At 43.5% G+C, this 18,986-nt stretch carries 19 protein-coding genes; 3 read left to right on the top strand and 16 right to left on the bottom strand.

The genetic code is table 11. The features are described 5' to 3' along the window. Positions 1-85 precede the first annotated feature (85 nt). The 5 genes from EXW94_RS24905 to parM all read right to left on the bottom strand — a co-directional run bounded on the left by EXW94_RS24905 (position 86) and on the right by parM (position 3,661). Positions 86-658: a plasmid transfer protein gene (locus EXW94_RS24905; protein WP_174341294.1), complete on the bottom strand. Its 573-nt coding sequence runs from the start codon at positions 656-658 to the stop codon at positions 86-88. Continuing rightward, a complete protein-coding gene (locus EXW94_RS24900) occupies positions 655-1,077 on the bottom strand; it encodes a hypothetical protein (protein ID WP_174341293.1) in 423 nt (140 codons plus the stop codon). Before EXW94_RS24900 ends, EXW94_RS24905 begins: the two co-directional genes overlap by 4 nt. Beyond that, entirely contained in the window at positions 1,064-1,510 is a 447-nt protein-coding gene (locus EXW94_RS24895; RefSeq protein WP_174341292.1) for a transfer repressor, read from the bottom strand. Before EXW94_RS24895 ends, EXW94_RS24900 begins: the two co-directional genes overlap by 14 nt. 374 nt (positions 1,511-1,884) lie before the next feature. Then, the gene (locus tag EXW94_RS24890; RefSeq protein ID WP_174341291.1) at positions 1,885-2,601 is read right to left on the bottom strand and encodes a hypothetical protein; all 717 of its coding nucleotides are present in this window, start codon (positions 2,599-2,601) and stop codon (positions 1,885-1,887) included. Positions 2,602-2,617: 16 nt separating this feature from the next. After that, positions 2,618-3,661 carry a plasmid segregation protein ParM domain-containing protein gene (gene parM, locus EXW94_RS24885; protein WP_174341290.1) on the bottom strand — a complete coding sequence of 348 codons (1,044 nt, stop codon included), beginning with the start codon at positions 3,659-3,661 and terminating at the stop codon, positions 2,618-2,620. A gap of 319 nt (positions 3,662-3,980) precedes the next feature. Between parM and EXW94_RS24880 the strand changes: the two genes are divergently transcribed. The 3 genes from EXW94_RS24880 to EXW94_RS24870 all read left to right on the top strand — a co-directional run bounded on the left by EXW94_RS24880 (position 3,981) and on the right by EXW94_RS24870 (position 6,650). Further along, a complete protein-coding gene (locus EXW94_RS24880; protein WP_174341289.1) occupies positions 3,981-4,928 on the top strand; it encodes a hypothetical protein in 948 nt (315 codons plus the stop codon). Continuing rightward, positions 4,925-5,746 (top strand): hypothetical protein, encoded by an 822-nt coding sequence (locus EXW94_RS24875; protein WP_174341288.1) that lies wholly within the window; start codon positions 4,925-4,927, stop codon positions 5,744-5,746. Before EXW94_RS24880 ends, EXW94_RS24875 begins: the two co-directional genes overlap by 4 nt. Positions 5,747-6,263: 517 nt before the next feature. After that, a complete protein-coding gene (locus EXW94_RS24870) occupies positions 6,264-6,650 on the top strand; it encodes a hypothetical protein (RefSeq protein ID WP_174341287.1) in 387 nt (128 codons plus the stop codon). Positions 6,651-7,201: 551 nt separating this feature from the next. Here the strand turns inward: EXW94_RS24870 and EXW94_RS24865 are convergent. The 11 genes from EXW94_RS24865 to EXW94_RS24815 form a co-directional block, all read right to left on the bottom strand. Then, positions 7,202-8,170, bottom strand: a complete 969-nt coding sequence (locus tag EXW94_RS24865) for a ParB family protein (RefSeq protein WP_174341286.1) — start codon at positions 8,168-8,170, stop codon at positions 7,202-7,204. Then, complete coding sequence (locus EXW94_RS24860) at positions 8,167-9,372, bottom strand: AAA family ATPase (protein WP_174341285.1); 1,206 nt, start codon at positions 9,370-9,372, stop codon at positions 8,167-8,169. The genes EXW94_RS24865 and EXW94_RS24860 overlap by 4 nt, the downstream gene beginning before the upstream one ends. A gap of 423 nt (positions 9,373-9,795) precedes the next feature. Then, positions 9,796-12,474, bottom strand: a complete 2,679-nt coding sequence (locus EXW94_RS24855; RefSeq protein WP_174341284.1) for a TraC family protein — start codon at positions 12,472-12,474, stop codon at positions 9,796-9,798. Positions 12,475-12,482: 8 nt separating this feature from the next. Beyond that, the gene (locus EXW94_RS24850; protein WP_174341283.1) at positions 12,483-13,427 is read right to left on the bottom strand and encodes a TraV family lipoprotein; all 945 of its coding nucleotides are present in this window, start codon (positions 13,425-13,427) and stop codon (positions 12,483-12,485) included. Between the two features lie 9 nt (positions 13,428-13,436). Continuing rightward, positions 13,437-14,186, bottom strand: coding sequence for a DsbC family protein (locus EXW94_RS24845; protein WP_217436582.1), 750 nt, complete (start codon positions 14,184-14,186; stop codon positions 13,437-13,439). Positions 14,187-14,287: 101 nt separating this feature from the next. Next, entirely contained in the window at positions 14,288-14,785 is a 498-nt protein-coding gene (locus tag EXW94_RS24840; protein WP_174341281.1) for a transcriptional regulator, read from the bottom strand. Between the two features lie 8 nt (positions 14,786-14,793). Further along, positions 14,794-16,158 (bottom strand): TraB/VirB10 family protein, encoded by a 1,365-nt coding sequence (locus tag EXW94_RS24835; protein WP_174341280.1) that lies wholly within the window; start codon positions 16,156-16,158, stop codon positions 14,794-14,796. After that, positions 16,145-16,606: a plasmid transfer protein HtdO gene (gene htdO / locus EXW94_RS24830; protein WP_174341279.1), complete on the bottom strand. Its 462-nt coding sequence runs from the start codon at positions 16,604-16,606 to the stop codon at positions 16,145-16,147. Before htdO ends, EXW94_RS24835 begins: the two co-directional genes overlap by 14 nt. Before the next feature lie 2 nt (positions 16,607-16,608). After that, the gene (locus EXW94_RS24825; protein ID WP_174341278.1) at positions 16,609-17,835 is read right to left on the bottom strand and encodes a type-F conjugative transfer system secretin TraK; all 1,227 of its coding nucleotides are present in this window, start codon (positions 17,833-17,835) and stop codon (positions 16,609-16,611) included. A 2-nt stretch (positions 17,836-17,837) separates the two neighbouring features. Beyond that, on the bottom strand, positions 17,838-18,617 hold the full coding sequence (locus EXW94_RS24820) for a TraE/TraK family type IV conjugative transfer system protein (RefSeq protein ID WP_174341277.1): 780 nt from the start codon (positions 18,615-18,617) through the stop codon (positions 17,838-17,840). Positions 18,618-18,627: 10 nt separating this feature from the next. Further along, positions 18,628-18,945 carry a type IV conjugative transfer system protein TraL gene (locus EXW94_RS24815; protein ID WP_174341276.1) on the bottom strand — a complete coding sequence of 106 codons (318 nt, stop codon included), beginning with the start codon at positions 18,943-18,945 and terminating at the stop codon, positions 18,628-18,630. Positions 18,946-18,986: the final 41 nt, after the last annotated feature.

Here is an 18,986-nt window from a genome sequence, read left to right as displayed (position 1 = left end):
TTCTAACATTACGCGAAAGAATTCAGAAGTATCTGGATTTTGGAGCTTTAAATTTATGTAAACTCCCAAGAGAAATGACGGGGTTTTATACAGAGATTTGTTTTGATTCCGAGAGGCGTAAGGCGGTGATAATAGAATCTGAGCTCATCCAGGGCATCTTCAGCGTTAAGTAACCTAACAAAAACATTCCGACTTTCAGACAGTCCATTTGGTTAATTGGTATGTGATGTATACACTTATGAAAGTTACTTTCGTTAGCTGGTATTACACCAGCACTAAAGTACAACCCCTCCCCTTTGTTCGGGGTAATGTTCAGATTTTTGTAGGCGGGGTGTCCCCGATGAGTCGTCTTCCTGTTTCTGAATTCGAGAGTGGGTTTGACTCGTAAGAAAACGGAAGTCAATGACAGCACTTCATTTTCTGTTAATTTAAAAAAAATACTGTTTGCTGAATTCCAGTCAAACTCGCCATGGTCTTTTGCGGGGGCAATTTCCAGGTTCAGATAGAAGCCGTCATATGCAGAAGTGTATTCAGAGCGAATTGAGCCCTGAGAATTATCCGAATTTATCTCAAACGCCAATGCGCTAGATTTCCCAAAAATTCGAATTTTGTGATTTTTTGGATGTAGTGGATTTTCGCTCAATTTTTCACTTGTCATCGATACACCCATACGCCCGGCATAGACTCTTCAGTTTGCAAGGATTTTAGGTTTGAAATTACCAGAGCCCCGGCGCTTTTGCTGATATTAAATGAATAGACAGGAGTTCTAACCTCCCTGCTCTCTTCAGCTTTTAGTCCCGTACAGGTGAGATCGCTTGCTGGCAGGTTCGCTTTTGCGGAAAAAGTAACTTTGGAATTGATACCATTTACCTTTATGGCATCACTTTTTGTGATTTGTATGTTTAGTGAGGGAGTACTTTTATCACAAGCTTTAAAATCACCCGCTTTTTCCAGTTTGCTAGACGTGAAATCCAGCAGATCAGGTTTCGTTGAAGCAACATTGGAAAAAATTACTAGGGTTGCAGCAAGACTGAGTCCAATTGCAACGGTAATTAAGGTCGATTTAGTGCTCAACATTTTCTCCTAAAAGGTATAATGCACTAACACACATCAGTTTCAATTGGTGCAATAAGTTATCGATAGTGATCCCACCGACGAAAGTTACTGTTCTTCTGATCGAAGCGCCTCCCGGCTCACACTGTATGTACCCCATACCTGAATCTCTCAGGAATCTGTCTTCTGTCTTAACACGCTCAAAATCGACGGGTGGAATTATCACTTCTATGAGTATTGTATCAACTGGAGCCCACGCCCAATCAAAGTTAAGGTTTGAAATCGGGGTAATTGCCACATGCAATTCATCAATGTTAAAGGTGACTGGAGTAATGCCAGACGATTCAGACTGTATGAACGGGCTTTCGATAGGGACAATCGGAAACTCAGAGATCTCAAGAACTTCGAGTAATTGATCTCGCCTCAAACCATGCAAAAGAGAATTTCGAGTTAACATTTATCCAGCCTTTGTTCTAGTTATCATCAGGTTACACAAAATGCAATGTGTACCTAAGATTCTTTGTTTCTGCCTAAACTCTAGATTAAAACCTTTTAACTAAGAATGATTAAACAAAGTATCAATCCCTTAAAATTAAGATGGATGTAATATGTAGTTTGAAACGTAAACTAATATTACTGCGAGCTTACTATTCAAAAAGCCACAATCAATTGGACTTAATCATGGAAGAACAGGTTTTGGGAAGGTCAAAATTTAGTAGTCTGGAATTCTTAGAATATAGCATTAAAAATGCCAGCATGTAAGCTGGTATTTACGGCAAAGAGCTGGAGCATTTGAGAGCAATTCAGATTTTTATTCTGCTCCTGACTTACTCACTTGCTTAGATTCCCCAATTGATTCAATGGTTGGCGATTTCTCCTAACAATGGTTCTTTTCAAGGAAGCATCCTGACTGGGTGCGCTATCTATCTGATTACCAGAGACAGATTCAACATTTCTGAACCCAAATTCGGAACTGTGACTGGTGCGATTTTCACTGTTTATATCGTTCTTACTAAAAGAATGCGAATAATCTGCTTTATCTGTAATTGTGACAGGCACTGCAATTTTAGGATAGGGACTATTGCCACCATCGAACGATTCTTTATGCGAATCAGCACCTTCTGATGAACTGGTATTACCAGTGCAACGACGAAGATGTTCATCATCTTGACTTAACGCAGGACCCGTTTGCCGATCCATACTCAGCTTACTATGTAGTCTGTTTACTATTTCTTCAATCTCATGATTACTCAATCCTTTACTAGGCTCTGTATGTTCTGTCATGAGAGTAATAAAACTCATGACTTTTTCCAGAGTTAACTTATCCCCAAGCGAACCAATAAAACTTGCCAATCCAGGAACAAGGTTATTCAACATAACTCCTGTTGCAAGGGCATCTCTAATTTCAAATACCATGTCCCCCTTATTAGCGAAGGACTTGTTTTTAAAATATTTGTAAACAAGTGGTGTCTGCTTATTAGAAATCCAAAATGCACGAATTTGAATTCGTTCATTTTCTCTTTCAGCTTTATTAATTTCACCTTGCATCTAATACATCCACTCTTTAATTGGCATAAACAGAGTCGGCCATCGCGAGAGAAAGTGCGAACTGTGGATCCTCGACCATTACAACTTTAGAGTTTGAAAAATGACTTTCAACTGCGGAAGAAACTAAATATGAACCGCCGCCAACCAGGAATACATAATGGGGAAATTCTTCAACCTCGGTGACTGCTTTAATGACTTTGGTCTGAAGTTTACTTACTGCATTCTGAATTGCTTCGTAAACCTCAGTCCTGTGCGTAGCTCCAACTTTGATTTCATCGATATTCTGCCTTTTTTCAATGAGATGCTGTATGAATGCATTGCTGCTGTTCAAATTGCAGGACTCAAGTTTGCGCCGAATTTCATCATAAACAATAGAACAACCAATGCGGTCGAACCCTTTAACTTTAGAGATCTGCTCAAGCTTTCCTGTAATGCTTGCAACGTCAAGTGTGGTACCACCAAGGTCCACAACTAAACTGACTTCAAACGACTCAAGGCTATTGATTTCTTCTGCTCGTGTGACCGCTGGTAAGGATTCGGGGAACACTGTGACAGCTACGACATTGAATGCGTGCCGTTCACCATTGAGATAACGGTCAACGGGCTTCAAAAGATTATCTTTTTTCCGCTGGATATTTTCATTATTGGTTTCCCCGAGTGAGGTATAAAACTGGCTCAGAGGTAATGTCACGAATAAATGCACATCCTGTGGTTTGATCCCAGAATAATGTAACGCATGATGCACATTCAATCGACTGATTTCATCATACTGATGCGAAACATCAGTTGTTTCAAGGGCGTTAGTTGCCTCACTGTGGTACGAATATTGGTCTAATCCATCGACGATATAGTTGAATGGATTCAAGCCCTCATGCTTTACGCGAAAGCCCTGTACGAAGCTGTTATGAGTAAGCTGAGGTACAAGCTCATCATTAGCATCAAGGATTACAAATTTCGCAGCTTTACTTCCATCATCAATGACTACTTTCAAGGGCTCAGATTTATATTTATTTTGTTCCGAAGCAGCCACAACAAGTTTTGCTTTCTGTAATTCGGTCATTTTTAGTACCCCAGAATTTAATTAATCAATCACAGTTTTGACCTCCTATTTATACGTTATTGTGTACTTGTTGACAACAGTTTGTACGCAATAAAATATCGTAACTCATTGTTATAATTGAATCTGTCCATTCTACCACCCCTCCCCTACTCTCTCGATTTCTTAATGTAACCACTTTGGTTTCTTCAATTAAAATAAGCGGATTAATATTTAATAAAAGTCATCCATAAATATCTGTAAGGACCAATATTTCAAGCCTTAGCGAAAATTTTCTTATTTCGGGTCAGGTATGATTGTTTGACTTGCATTAGGGGAAGTTATGGCCGCTGAACATGTTCAAACGTTAGATTTAACAAATTTCACAGGAAGGATTTTCTTTCTTGCCGATCCGTATGCGCACTACTCCGCCCTTTGCCACCTGATCACTTCAATTACGACAGAAAACGAGGATGTTGTAATTCTGGCAACTGGCAACCTTTTTGACTACGGTCCGGAACCTATGGATCTTCTAACAGCCATCGAAAGTAACTTTTTTGCTGGACGGAGAATTCAATTTTACTCTGCAACCGGTGCTGGTGAAGTCATGCTTATGAAGTTGCTTCCCGAAAATCCTGACAGACGTAAGTTCTATCCAAGCACGTACGAAAATGACCGCTGGAGCAGCCACGGAGGTTTATGGCACAAAAGCGTGAATCGATTTTATCTAGAAGAGTTGATTTCTAAACTGATGGCCGCACAGCTCCCGCTGATGCTACGTGCTGATTTGCCGGGTTCTATTCGTATCGGCTTCTGTTCATCGGATTACTGCTCCGTCAGAAAATCCTTTTCAGATACATATAACGCATTGAAATCATTCAATAAATCCAATATCAACAGCTATCGTGGGCAATTTATCTTTGGTATGGACCATGCAATGACGCCTCAGCTTATTGATGGTGTCAACCTGATGATTTTAGGACGAAATCCGGTCAACAGCATCAGGAAAGTTCATGATAAGCCATTGTCTAATCAGCCACTTTTAGTTGGCAACTGTCTTCATATCAACACTGGATCACTAGAATTTTTAACCACAACAAGACTCTCTAATCTTGCCCCGGGAATAACTAAAGAACACCACCCAGCATTAACTTTAGTTGAGTATCGTTCTTCATCAGATCACAAATTAGTGTTGCATCAATTAACGAATAGATATCCAGGCATTTTTAATATCAGAACCTCCACATTTGACCTCTACTCTATCGATAACCATGTAATGGACCTATTATGACTTACTGCACTCATTCAATGCCTCTAGTCCTTTTAAGCTTTTTGTTCTCCTGTGCAAAAATGGCAAACGCAGACGGCAATCAGTCCTCGATGATCTCAAAATCAAGTAATAGTCCCAACATGATGATAATCAGTGCAAACGAATCAAATGGGGTTTGGCTTTTCGATGGTCGTAATCTGCCAATTCTCAAGACCAGCATGACAAACGAGAACATTATAACAATTGAAAACAGCTCTAATTCCAAATCACTTAACTTAGTGATCCCTTCATTTGAATTTACTGTCATCGCTAAAAACAATTTTTTATTCAGACAACCAATAAAAGTCGCTGAGGCGAATTCCGGCAAAACGCTTCTGTGGGTAGAACCTATGTCTACATTATCCATTGCTTTCAGAAATGACCTCGGAGATACGCCATTACAGGCAATCGTATCTGTTACTAAAAACACAAAGAAAGTACTGGCCATTTTTGGTCCCGATCAGGGTGGAAAATTCAAGCTGTCCAGTTCTGCTGAACCTGGTGTCAAAACGGTCTACTCAGATTTTGGTTTTATCGAACAAAATGATCTAGCCGCTAAAGACAGTAATGTAGAGGATTTTGACCGTATTAAAAGCAGAGGTCTATCGGGAAACCGACTGGTCGCCGTGAAAAGCGGTTTGGTGGGTAGGCATATTAAGCTTTCAAAGCCGGTATTCGTTCCTCACAAGAATGATGAAATTGGTGGCAGTAAATTCTGGACAAATAATTTATTTCTATCACCAAACGAAGAGCTTCAGTTTATACCAGCCCTGAGAACTACAGTTATAGGTGCGAAATGAAACTTTCAGGATTTCTGCTTTTATGTTTACTTTTGACTGCATGTCAGTCGATTGAATCAAGGATCGAAAACCTTCCAACTATTGATTATGACCCTGTATTGGTTGGGAATACCTCATCATTTGTTGATGATAAGGTTTCCTTTCAGGTAGCTAGTGCAGGAACCGAAGCATGGGTGGTTGTCAAAAATGGAACTCACAATTTTCTTGAGATCAGCAGCCTAAATTTATCCGGCACACGATGCACATATACGAGCAGGGGTAAGATCTTCATTCCCCCAGGTTCCGTAAAGACTTATCAAATACCTACTCTTGGTTTGCTGGGATTATGCTTCACCAATGAGGACCAGTCTCATTTTATTAATCAAACATTTAACGGGATTTCCTATCAAAAGCAAAGCAGTGAGTATCTTAATTTGTTCTTCATCATTTCCTATAGCACTCCTGGAGTGCAATCGGTTAAGCCAGTAACTATTTCCCAGACACTGTATCTAAATTTCAATGATTCGGAGAACTCACAATGAGATTAACTCTTCTTCTTTTGCTGGTTATTGGATTTTCAGCAAATGCATACACGTATCAGATTGTCTCGCAGCCGGAAGGTGCGCTTGTTAAAAACATATTAACTAACCAAGTCTTAGGTATTACGCCAATTCAGGTGGAAGTTAGCAATTCTGATGCTGGTTCAACGTTCGGGTTATCAATGTACAGGCATGAGAATGTTGCCATTAAGATTTTCACTGTCCAGCCCAGCGCAGAAAATAATTTCGCAGTAGCAGGGCCTGATGTCGCAACTATGGCTCTTCCCGGAAAGTCACCTCTGAAGGTCACAAATGATGCCAATGCCTCAGTTGTTAATATTGAACTGAGGCCCTTTATGTCGGAGCCTGCCTTAAACGGACATTAGTATTTCATTGCTCTGGCGCCTTAAATGAGGCGCCTTTTTCTTCTCTTCATATTCTTACTTCCTGTTCTCGCTCACACCACAAATCCCTCCAGTTCTACAACTTCTATCCGTATAGGATTGTGTCTCGGATAAATTAGTTATGTCTAAATTGAATACTTCGATAACTGAACTCTCAGTACTCCTGCTAAGAACTATATCTAACGTTTCCTGAACAGCCTGTTCTGACTTTTCAACTACGTTTACATGGCTCAAGTTTACGAGGTGAAATGCATTCGCATGACATCATAATGTTTCACTTGTCTGTCACCACTTTGGCTTGGCTGCTGCCCTTGGGTGATTGGATACCTGCATACATTCTTTCAGTGACAAGGCGATTCTGGATGAAGTTGAAAGAGAATGGATAAGTAATTAAAAAGGTGGGGTAGGGGGGTAGTAGCGTGGGACTTTCACTATGAAAGAATCTTAATAAACCCCTTTAATTCAATGACTTAACAGTGAAATCTTCGTGGGACTATACAGAGGGGAGGGCAATTCCCCCCCCGACTGCCAAATTACTCGCTGGTTGGGACCTTTGCCATGATTTTCTTAATCGCTTCATCGATTTCAGATTGAATCTCAGATGAAATACGGGAGAACTCATACACAACCAGGCGCTTTTTCGGATCTGTTTTCTTTCGTGCATACTGACGACGGTCGGAGAAATCACACAATTTTTCCGTTGCTACTGATTTAACCGGGGCTGGTTTAAGGCTTTTACTTTCCGCCTTGAAGAGCGAAAGTATTTTCGATTTGTCTCCATCAGCGCCATCGATTTTAGCAATACGCTTACGGACTGTCGCAACCAAATCGTCAATATGAACACTTTTGCTGTTCGCATCTTCGGCAACTTGTAGCAGGAGCTGGTAGTCCGCAAGAGAGAGATCGCTTGCAACCGGGAAGACTTCAATCATTTTATCCGGTACAGCTGCCGCCTGGAAGGCTCGTGTTACTTTGGCCGGAGACATATTTTCTGCCCGGGCAATCTCATCTTTAGTCATGCCTTTGTCATACATCACTTCAAACCGTTTCCCCAGTTCGCGTAACGTATGCTCTCGTGCTGTCTGAATATCAACGGCCAACTGACGGGCATCTTCAAGGCTGATATCGTCTTTTGTTACCAGAATCTCAAACTTCGTTTCATTGAAAATGCAAGAAGCGCGACGGCGAGATCCGTCAAGAACTTCAATACGGTCTCCAACCATGCGCCCAATCGCCGGGAAGAATTGCTGTAACTTAATGGTTCGTGAAATGTCGCTAACTGACTCGGGGGTGAGCATTGACTGATCGCGACCATTAATACCTGGGTCAACAAAGGTGCGTGATTCTATCTCCCCACTCAACACTACGGTAAGCATGAACGTTGCCTGACGCCCAGATTTCAGAGTAAAGGTTTTGGTGCCTTCACTGCCTTCAAGCATACGGGCAAATTCTGAACTACTCCCATTGCCCAGTACGCGTCCACGAGAAACTATCTTTTTCATGCTGCACTTCCTCTGACAAACTCAATTCGGTCAAAAACAGCTTTGGTGAATCGTTCGGCCTCTGTGCGCGCCTTTTTAAGAGCATCGGCACTGCCGGGATAGGAGGAAGGATTTGCGCTGATAATCGTGTCAAACGTTTCCCCACAGCGTTCAAAACCATCGAGACGAGGCAAAGAAGAATCAAGGATGTTACTGGTATAAACCTCGCGAGCCAGGCTATGGGATGTCAGATGATCAGCTTTTCCTGTCATTTTAGACATGAATCCGATACTTGCGCTCAGACGGGGCTCTACACCATCCTCCTCTAACTGCTCCAGCATTTCAGGCAGACGCGTGAGGTATTTGAGGGTGGAATGGAAGTCGACCTGAGCAGGTGGGGTAGGAGTGAGAAGAAGGTCACTTGCAGCCAATCCATTCAGCAAGAATGGGTCGAGGTGCGGACCGGTGTCCACGAAAATGAAATCATAATCTTCAGCAACCCGGTCAATGATATTGCGTCGAAGTATTTCATACTGGTTCTGTCCCGGAAGATGCTCATCAACAAGCTCTTTCCATTGACTCGCTACAAAGCCATCGTCGATGGATGCCGGAATAACATCTACACCAGGAATGATAGTCGGTCGAATTACTTCCTGACGAAGCGTCTCAGTGTCCAGATCGTTTAGCATGGCTTGAGCGGCGGTAGCAAGAACAGACCCAATACTGTGTGTGTGGTCAAGGAACATCGTGCTGGAAGCTTGTGGATCCAGGTCAATGACCAAGATACGAAGATCATGGCGCAGCAAATCCTGATGAACACGCATTGCATGAGCCAGCGTCACAGTAGATACCGTTTTGGAAACGCCGCCCTTTAGATTTACGACAAAAATGACGTACGGCTTTTTATGAATATCGCGATATTTGGGGATTTTGCGATGGCCGTAAATATCAATGACGTTCTGAATGGTCAACGCATACTGCTCTACATTGCCAACCTTCTTTTTGTTGAACTCATACCCACTGTCTTCCATCTCTTTGATGGCCAATTCCACAATGCGGCGGCTCAACTTCGGGAGCTTGGCAACAGAGTTGCGTGTAAACGTCTGGTAATACTCAGTCAGATTGAACTCTTTACGTTGCTCTTCAATGTCCTGACTCATGGACTTCAGTAAAGCGCTTGCACGAAGAGCAATAGTACCAACACCACCGTAATCACGTTTCATCACAATTCCCTTATTAGTTTCGCGTACGTGAATTGTACGTGCTTTTCTGTTACGTGCAATATTTTTGATATGTGCGAAATTTATTGCTCGTGCAAGAAATGCGTTAACGAACCTTGATGTGCAACAGGCAGGAGAATGGCACCGGTTTTGTAACCATTTTGGTTACAGACACCGTATCAAGCAGGCTTTTTTAAATGTAATTACCCAGAAATCAGTATCGCACGCTCCCCGTTGCAATCATGCTGTGTACAATGTGCAACCATGCAGGGTACATTCATTCATCAAAGTGGTGTGAAATTGGGCTTGCCGATAGTTTCGGTTACAAACTGAAAGTTCGCTACCATTGAAGCCGGTGAATGGAAGGAAGACAAAAAAGCGGCCATGAATGGCCGCTATATTGATTTGCCCGCTATGAAAGACTGCTTATGCAGCAATGTTAGACATTTCCTGCTCGTAGAGAATTTCAATGGCTTCGCCATAGCTACAACTGTATTTATCCTGAATATCCCAAAGTTTTTTACGATCTGTGGAATCAGTTGTAAAACAGAGCTCCATTTTCCTGTCCACATAAAGACGGCAGATTTCCTGGTAGTTCTCAAAGCGAACCAGCATCTCAGAGAATGACCCTTTGACTGTCCGGATATTTTTCATTCGCTCATATTCAGCATCCGAAGTAGAGAAGTACTTTTTAGCTTTCATCGCTTCAATACTTTCCTTCTCCTGCTTCATGATGATCTTCCATGGAGAGTTGGCAGTAAGCGCACGCCCAACAGAAGATGAGAAGTAGTCCTCAAACGACTGAGTAATACAAATTCCTGCACAGTTCGTCTTCCTGAAACGGCGCCATGCGGCCTCAAGGAATGAAGAGAAGAACTGGTTTGCATTGTTACCAGCGCCGGTCGAATCATCAGGGCGGATGTATTCCCATGCCTCATCAAGGATGAAAAGTCTGCGACGGCCATCCTTTTTGATAAACATGGCATGTTGCGCAGCCTGGATAATTGACATCAGTACCACGGTTTGCAGGTGTGGTGTTCCCTTGAGCTCCTCAAGTTCCAGAACTACAAAACGGCTATCAAAATTGATTGGTGGCAGATTTTCTGTGAACCGGTGACCGTATATCCCACCATCACACCAGGCCTTCAATTGGTCGCCGATATCCCTGATGCGCTGGTCAGCATGACCGCTACAACGCTTAGCAAACCCAGTAATTGAGCCTGACTTCCCAAGTTTGCGGGATTCGGTGTACTCCTCGGCAATAAACTGAAGCATGACCGACTGCTGAAAATCATCGATCTGTCCTTTCTCTGAAGCCATTATTTTAAGCTGGTTCAGAACCATGATTGTCTGGGATACCTTGTCCTTCTCGGCATCCTGCGCTGTTTGTTCTCCCCCGTATTCAGGAGCATCGGCAAACGCTCGCTCGTCCTGCACTATATCGGTGAGAAACGCGAATGGATTTAGCGTAAAGTCCGGGCTTTTGCCAAAATCAATAAACTGGCTGTTACCGTACTGTTCAGCAATACCCTGGTATGAACGCCCTACATCGACGACAAAAACCTGTGCACCATCAGGATCATTGGCATTGTAATCATTATTTCGAAGGTGCTCATACGCCTGTCGGAAGTGAACCAGATTGTTGCATCGTGGCCCCGCACCCAAATAATTGTTAATCAGATACGCAGTCCAGAACGATTTACCGGCACCAGATGTGGCCCCAATGACCATGTTGTAACTTGCAGATGTCTTGAAAATATCCAGGCCCATCATTTGGCCTTCACGAGAGACTAATGACAGAACAGGGCGGTCGGTATTACCTTTCCATGGCCCAAATATCGGGGACATATGGGCAGCTCCGAGGTTACTAACGACATCAAAACGGTCCAGCTCATGAATTGTTTTGGGGTCGTTACACATCGGCAAACAGGACATTAGCGATGGGAATACAATGTATGAATCGTCAGCAATATTCACGCGGCTTTCTAAGTAAAATGAACGCATCTGGTCAGCCGCTTCACTTGCTTCTTCTGCACTGTTTCCCATTACTGTGAACGTAAGGTAGTTGTGAAGAAGTTTCGCCCCATCTTCCAGTTCGCGAGTCACCGCCATGTAATCGTTATCCATGTCTTTTAAACGTGGACAAAAGGTCACAACCGAAGGAATGCTGGCCTGCTTGTTCGTGATTGCTTTATACCGAACATTTTCCTTTTGTAACTTCAAAGGATCAGTGAAAAGTACAGTCTGGGTGATCATGAAAGGACTGAAGACCGTTTTCCGCCCATTGAGCCAATTTACGACCAGCTCGTACATACAGCCAAAATTCACGTACTCAGGGAATTTGACCACAGAGAGCTGCTTAAAATAGCGGTGTTCAGTTTTATCATCACTCAAAGTAGTAGATGAGAAATCCCCCTCTGAAACTTTATAGCGTCGTCCAGGGACATTCAGCTGCTCATTTAGCCGTCGGAACGTATTCACTTCAATGGTTCCATCAGACCACCGGGAACTTTGCCCAGGATTGATCAGCTTATCGATGCAATAAAGCCAGCTCTCTGCATTAGCACTATGGCCAGGCATACCCATAGTCAGCAGTTTGCTTTTCAAGTCTGAGTACAATGAATCAACGCGACGTTGTTCCGATTCAGTCGGCAATGCACCCTTTAAAGGGATTGAGAATGAGATCCAAACCTGGAAATCACGAAGGGAAAGCGAATCGTGATCCGGTTTAAGCGGCTTATGCATACTCCTTTCAAAGTAATCCAGTTGGTAAGCATTGAGCAGGTCGGTTTTAAGCTTATCTTCCCCAGTCATTCGACCACCACGAACTGACGACCAGGCGCTGAGTTGCAAAGTCAGGTCGGGTAGGGCGCTAAGGGAAACCTGACAAATGGTGTCAGTTGGGAAATCCATTTTAAACAGCTCAGCGAGTACATCCTGCTGATTGTCAAAAACACCCGGCGAAGGGTTACAAATAAACATAAACCCCAGACGATTACCATCGATCAGAAAGTAATTAGTGTCTATAAGTTGGTCGAAAACGGGTACGTAGGCCCCAAGTTGGTGTCGAGCCAGGCCATCGTTATATTTCTTAATCGCTTCCATTTTCGTCCTCAGAGTTGTCTAACCACACCATTCGGGGAAACTGCTTGCGTTGCTCTTTGCTGCTGCTGCATGTTTTCTCGCGCCGCATCCTGTACCTCAAGGGGCACTATTCTGGCTGGGTTGGCAGTGGAATTTTTCCCTGCAATCCATGTTTGTGGTTTCACGTTAACGTAGACAAATCCGGGTAAATTGAGAGCATCATTGTCATCTGTATACGGGGCAAACGTAATGCGCATTACCTTGCCCTGTTGAAGTACTGCGAGAGGTTCAGGAGCGACTACAGCCTGTTTGTAGCCCTGAGTTCTGTACTGTTGTATTTGGCCTGAACTTAAGCTGGGATTGACCGGCTGCCCATTATTTTTTGAGTACAAATCTCTCCCGGGCGCAATATCTGAGTTTGGTGCCACGTATCGAGGTACAGGAGCTGGCTGGTAAGGCCGCGTTGTTTTATCGACGATCTCAGCTGCCGGATGGTTGAAAGGGTTTGCAGATGGCGAAGCGCTTACGTATGAATAGCCGCTTTGTGCAGATGCAGATACAGGTGTACCAGTAATGGCACGGGGAGAAATGGTGGTGGTTGGTGCACCATTTTTCAAATTCTTGTCGTACATTACTGGCAACTGCCCAGCAGGGGTCAATGTGGTCTTTGTGTACGTTACAGGCTGATTCATCAGTACTGGTGATTTGGGATATTTAATCTCTCCCGGCGGCGTAATTTCTGTAGGATATTTGCCATCATTGGCATTGCCATTCTCCTTTCCCGCAGCAGTTTCCTCCCCATCACCAAAAAGATCATCACGATTATTGGTCAATTCCATAACTTCGCGAGGACCCTTACAGATGACGCCTTTTTCGACTCCAGGACATTCCGATTCAGAATTGCCGATGCAACCGGTAAGATAAGATGAAGAACCAACGACAAGAAGCGCAAATAGTGATTTTTTAAAGTTCATACCGTGGCCTTATTTTGTCTCAAAAGGGTTTTTTAGAAGGGGAGTGATCGACTGCTTTAACCAGGCGTCAAAATCCTTAGGTACGCCATTTCCGGCTAATCCATCTTCACGAACTACAGACGGAACTCCTTGTAATTTGTATATACCGGCCAGCATTAGCGAAGCCACCAAAGGTTGTGCATCGCACTGCAATGCCTCTTTTTTGGATATCAAACGCTTATCAACACCAGTTTTATTGCCCATTACCCAGCGTAAAATATCAAGGTTATTAATCTTTCCTTTTTCTTTACTGCACCACAATTGGCGCAATTCTTCCTTCGGCTCACCGGGGGAGGGGATTAAAACGAGATCAACGCGATATTTTTCACGGTTGTCGTAAAAGTACTTTACCAGTTCCTGACAACCGTCACAGTCGAGAGTGATAAACAGTGCGGCTTGTCTGGCAATATTTGGGTTTCCAAGTGGAATTGACGCTACAGTGTCCAGTTGAAATGGCGCATCACTAAGTTTAATGAAATAGCTTTTCCGCACTTCATCCACAGTCAAAACTGGTGCTCTCTTGACCACGTCGAGAAGACTGCCACCAGTAATTGAATAGCGCCCATCTGTAGTAACAGCCATTAATTGAGAACGTTCATCTTCAAATAAATAGAGACCGCCTGTCGGAATATAAATTGCGTCACGCGGCTTATAACTATTCATCTTAGACAGCATTTTATTTAAATCAGGCGTAACACCACCTTCTTTGGCTTTAGACATCAGAGCCTGAGCATCAGTGTTATTGAAGATACCGTCCGCTGCCTGTACTGCAAATGGTGAGACTAAAACTGATGTCAGAGCCAAAGATAGAAGTAACTTTTTCAATGTGTCGCCTCAATTTCATCATGAGTGGAAGCATCAATTGATGTTACGCCCTGATTCAGAGCTTCGTCGTCAATATAAGTAACGATTTTCACCGTATTAGGAATTGAGTAGGTTAATGAATAATCAATAACCAAATAACCTGCATTTCGGTAATACCGCATCAACTTCGTAAAATACTTAGTAAACTCAGTATTCGCATTATTGCTGTTATCCGTATTCCTGGTAGCTGTGAAAAACTCCTTTTTAAGACCAGGTAAGTCCAGCACCGCGATTTTGGGTGATGCCTCAAAAACAGAGGAAAGATCGAGGCTCTTTATGCCTTTATAGGCATAAATCCCAATAGCAAGCACGAGGCATAACAAAAGTACGCGTCGAAGTGTCTTCTCGACATCAATTTCAAAAGCTACTTTTTTAGGGATTTTTACTCCGCTGATTCTTACTTCCTTGTCGGCTACGCTAATTTCGGGCACTTCTTTTTTATGTTCTTCGCTCATGGAATGCCTCAACGACTGACTAGATTTGTAGGGATCGTTGCACCGGTTTGTACAATGAAGGTAATAGCACGGCCTGGACTCACTTCCACAATTGGCCACTGCTGCTCAGCAAGCGACGTGTAGTAGTCAACAAGCCGATTCAGCCCTCCAGTTGCGGCACCAGACCCTGCCAGAGCTCCCAGAGCACCAAAATTTGGCGTCTGATATTGAGCCTGTGAATTAGGGTCAATATTTAGTGAAGAAACCTTACTTGGGCTAAGACTTCCTGCTAACGCTGACAAACCACCCGCAAATGCAGAACCTGCAATCGCATTACCATTGCGACTAATAAGCGTTCCGCGAATCCCGTTCTTACCGTCATTTTCACTGACCGCATATGCCTCAAGCTTGACGTCAAACGCTTTCCCTTTGGAGTTAACACAGGATATTGATGTTGCACGGATATATGCTCGCTGAGAGGCAAGATCACCTACTGCCGATCCCATCAGATTACAGTCACGTAAATCCATGGTGTAGTTATTCGGCATGATGATGTCTTTCTTAATTCGCATAGTCACCGGCATGGGCTCGGCTTTTGAAGAAAGGCTGGTTGGTGCCTCCAGCCCATTAATCAGCACTCCCGTGATGATTGAGGTAGCAGGAAGGAACTGCTCATCTTTCCTTGCTGCGTGTCTCGCCTTACTGTCGATTGGGTTTGTACCATCAGTTGTTGAGCCTCTTTTTGAAGCGCTTGAAGTGCTATTGTCGACTTTACCTTCCCGAATTCGAGTCTCGGATACGGGAGTAACCTGAATCACGCCATCATTACCACTGGTCTTAATAGAATGCTGGGTAATAGTACGCATTGGGCTATTTCGAGTTGGCTCTATAATCCCACTCCCGGAATATCGATTGTTAACAGGGGAGTTATTATTTAACTGGTATGGGGCAGGGGCTTGCTCATTCACAAGTTGTTGTGTCCCCCTGGCAGAGCCAGAGTCAAGATTGCGGTTATTGTTACCCCTGTTATTTTGCATATCACTGAGCTGCTGCGTGACTTGCTGTAACTGGGCCTGCAATGCCGCCACCTGCATTTTTGTTTCTTGCTGGGCCTTTTCAGCTTTTTCCCGATCATTCTTTGCTTCATTCTGATCAAGACGGTTTTGCTTAATCATTTCGTCGTAAATTTTTTTGCTTTCATCACTGCTGAGCTTATCCGCTTGGGTATCATCGATAAGCATATTAGTAACAAGGTCTTTCTTTTGCGTCCTTGGCTGCTTCTTTTCAGGTGCACTGAAAATTGACTGGCTGATGATATAAATCAAAATTACTATTACCACACCCATCGTGCAGTAACGGACTGTTTTATTTTCCCATGCCTTATTTATTTCCATGTCCCGCTCCGCTTTCTGGTGGCAATAATCGTTTGATTTTGATACTTCGTTCTGCTTTTGACATTTGTGGGACTACATATGGTGTCCCAGCTTTCACCCAGGAATCCTGGATGCGATTACTTTCAACAGGAACTGTTTCAAAATTAGTGTCTCGATGAACGTTACTTTTTTCATCATCATGATCTTTGATTTCCAGATCCCTTCCGGCCAATCGGTTATTAGATGTCGGGCTTCCAACAAATTTACTTTCAAGTGTCGGGTCATTTAGTACGACCGTTGGCTTGTTATTTGTAAAAGTTGCTGGGTCTTCATGCCAATACTCACTGGGTATAATTGTCACAGAACCCTTTGGAATATATGTGCTTACGTAATAAAGCCTTGTACACCAATAAACAGCACCGCCGAAAGATATGAAGAGAATAACCATCAAAAAAGGTACTTTTCTCATCCCTATCTCTTAATTAGGCTTGGCCGTGTCGTTACCCGAGATTCACGTTCCTTGAAAAGCTTATCGCGGACAATATAGAGTTCAGTCTCTTCTCCTGGCTGTAAAAAGGCTTTGTCGAAGATAGCGCTCGCAATGACCCCCTCGGTAACACACTGCTGATCCGGGACTACCTGACTATAGGGCTGGTCATTCTTCACGAGAATTACATCAATCAATTCACGTGCACCAACAAGCCGCTGGCCTAATTTGGCATACATATTGAAATGGCAAGGAGACTGCTCTGATGCAGGGATACGTGAGAGTCTTTCTTGCTGAAGACTAAATCCTGACGGCACTTCTCCAAGTGCAACCGGCGTCAGAATATCAATGACCCGCTGCTTATGATCATCTTGTTTTGGATCACTTGGCTGCATTTCTTTCTGCTGGGATTTTTCCAGCATTTCCGCGTATTGCTGCTGGTCAAGCGATGTTTCACGCTTTTCCTTCATGTTAGGACTTAACGCGGTCGTGACGGAAATCATCGCGCCAGGAACATCCAGAGGAACCAACGTTAAGTTGTAGGTCGACTCCGGTACAGAGTCTTCTGAAAGCATGATGCCAATAGGTTTGTCAGTATTAGTGGAAATGAATACGTCCCCACCATTTACAAATATATTGGCATCTGCTTCGGAGGTAGATGTACTAACAGACGCATTCTTAAAGGAAGTTGAAATTCTGTTCTGAAGACCGCGCGATACCGGCAGAACAATATTTCCACCAGGGGGTACGTTTACCCGCTGTACTTCCTTATATCGATTTCGGGCTTCCACATACAACGCATCAGCTTTAGACCCTCCACCTGTACTCTGGGCATTTTGCTGGGCATCACCTTTTGCAGCACGGCCATAGGAATCAAATTGGCCTGATTGTTGCTGCGCCGTGTAACCCGGAAGGCTCGGGTTTTTCTCAAGGGCATTGGTAATAGCAGTTACCGCTGGAGAGCTTTTACTTTCATTGGACAATGTCACTGTTGGGAGATCGGTTGTCGGCTTTGGCTGTGCTGCTGGCTGAGTTTTTGGGGCTATTGATTCAGTTAATGCGTTTTTAAATTCATCAGCACCAACAGGCATTACGACAGGATTGTTAAGTGTTGCAGGCAGTTTGTATTCCTCTGCCTTCGCTGAGTAGGTAGAAGCCAGCAATACCGCCATGGCCAAAGAACTAAACTTCGATATTTTGGTTAATTTCATGACTATTTACCTGTAGACGGAGGCGGGTTATCCAGTGTTGCCAATTGCTCTTTGCCATTAACAGTGATTTTTTTGATGTTTGGCGTACCAGCGTACTGGTTTACGTGAGCAATACGCGGACGACCGTTTTTCATACCGATCACCCATTCAAACGTCCATTTCGACGATTCCGACTTGTCCGGTACATTCAAAAGCGTTGTAGTTTTCGTGCCCCAGACATAAACCATGTCATTTTTGGGATCAAAATAGATGTCATTGGCTCTGAAGGTCTGATCTACGCCCCTGGCTTGCATAATGCTGATTTGGCTTTCAAGCGCCTCTCCCGTCTTCGCCTGTAATTCAGGTGACAAAGAGTCCAGTATATAATTCATAACGAACTGGATGTTTTTAGGGTTGATATTCCCAAGCATCGTGCTGTAAAACATCGCCCACTGTGTTTTGTAGGATTCGGAGGCCTTATTACCCACCAAAGTTACTTCTTCAGTCATGTTTGGAGGCGTTACTATCGTTACAGGATTTGACAGAAATGCGATTTTCACCACAAGTATCCCGATAATCCCAACACATAATTGATTTGTCGTGACAATTCTGCTGCTTCTGGTAATCAATTCACTGTATGCAATGCCCGCTCCTGATTTTTGCGCTTGCGGGCTAAAATTCTTTTTGGTGTCAAAAAAACGGCCACGAAAAACAGGTTTCTTTTCTTTATTATCTTTTTCACTTTCTTCTTTTTTGTTTGAAGTAGACCCAAGAGCAGTCTTTATACTTTTTAAAATATCCAAAACAGACTCCTTAGGAATAAAGATTTCTGATAAATGGGTCTGTGAAATATCGACTATTGAATACCGATTTCCCCGGGAAAAATCCCATCCACCACATTTTATGTCTGAGCACGCCTCTGACCCCAAGTTCTGCCGCTTTGTTGTAAGCTATCCAGTAAACGACAGCCAGACACGTTGCGAGAGTGAAACACTCGAAAATATTTCCAATCGCCAATAACAGAAAGGCCACCCCCAGTTTCTTTGCATCCCAGAAGAGAATTAACAGAGGCATATTTACTCGGTACGGAAACCGGTACGTGTGTTTCGGGATACTTTGTTGCTCAGACATATTTTTCCAAAGAGGGGGGGATCCCCCTCATCGCAATGAAT

The organism is Enterobacter sp. JMULE2 (genome assembly GCF_013337145.1).
GTDB lineage: Bacteria > Pseudomonadota > Gammaproteobacteria > Enterobacterales > Enterobacteriaceae > Enterobacter > Enterobacter mori.
The sequence above is the reverse complement of the archived record's forward strand: the minus strand, read 5'-3'. Positions and strand labels throughout refer to the sequence as shown.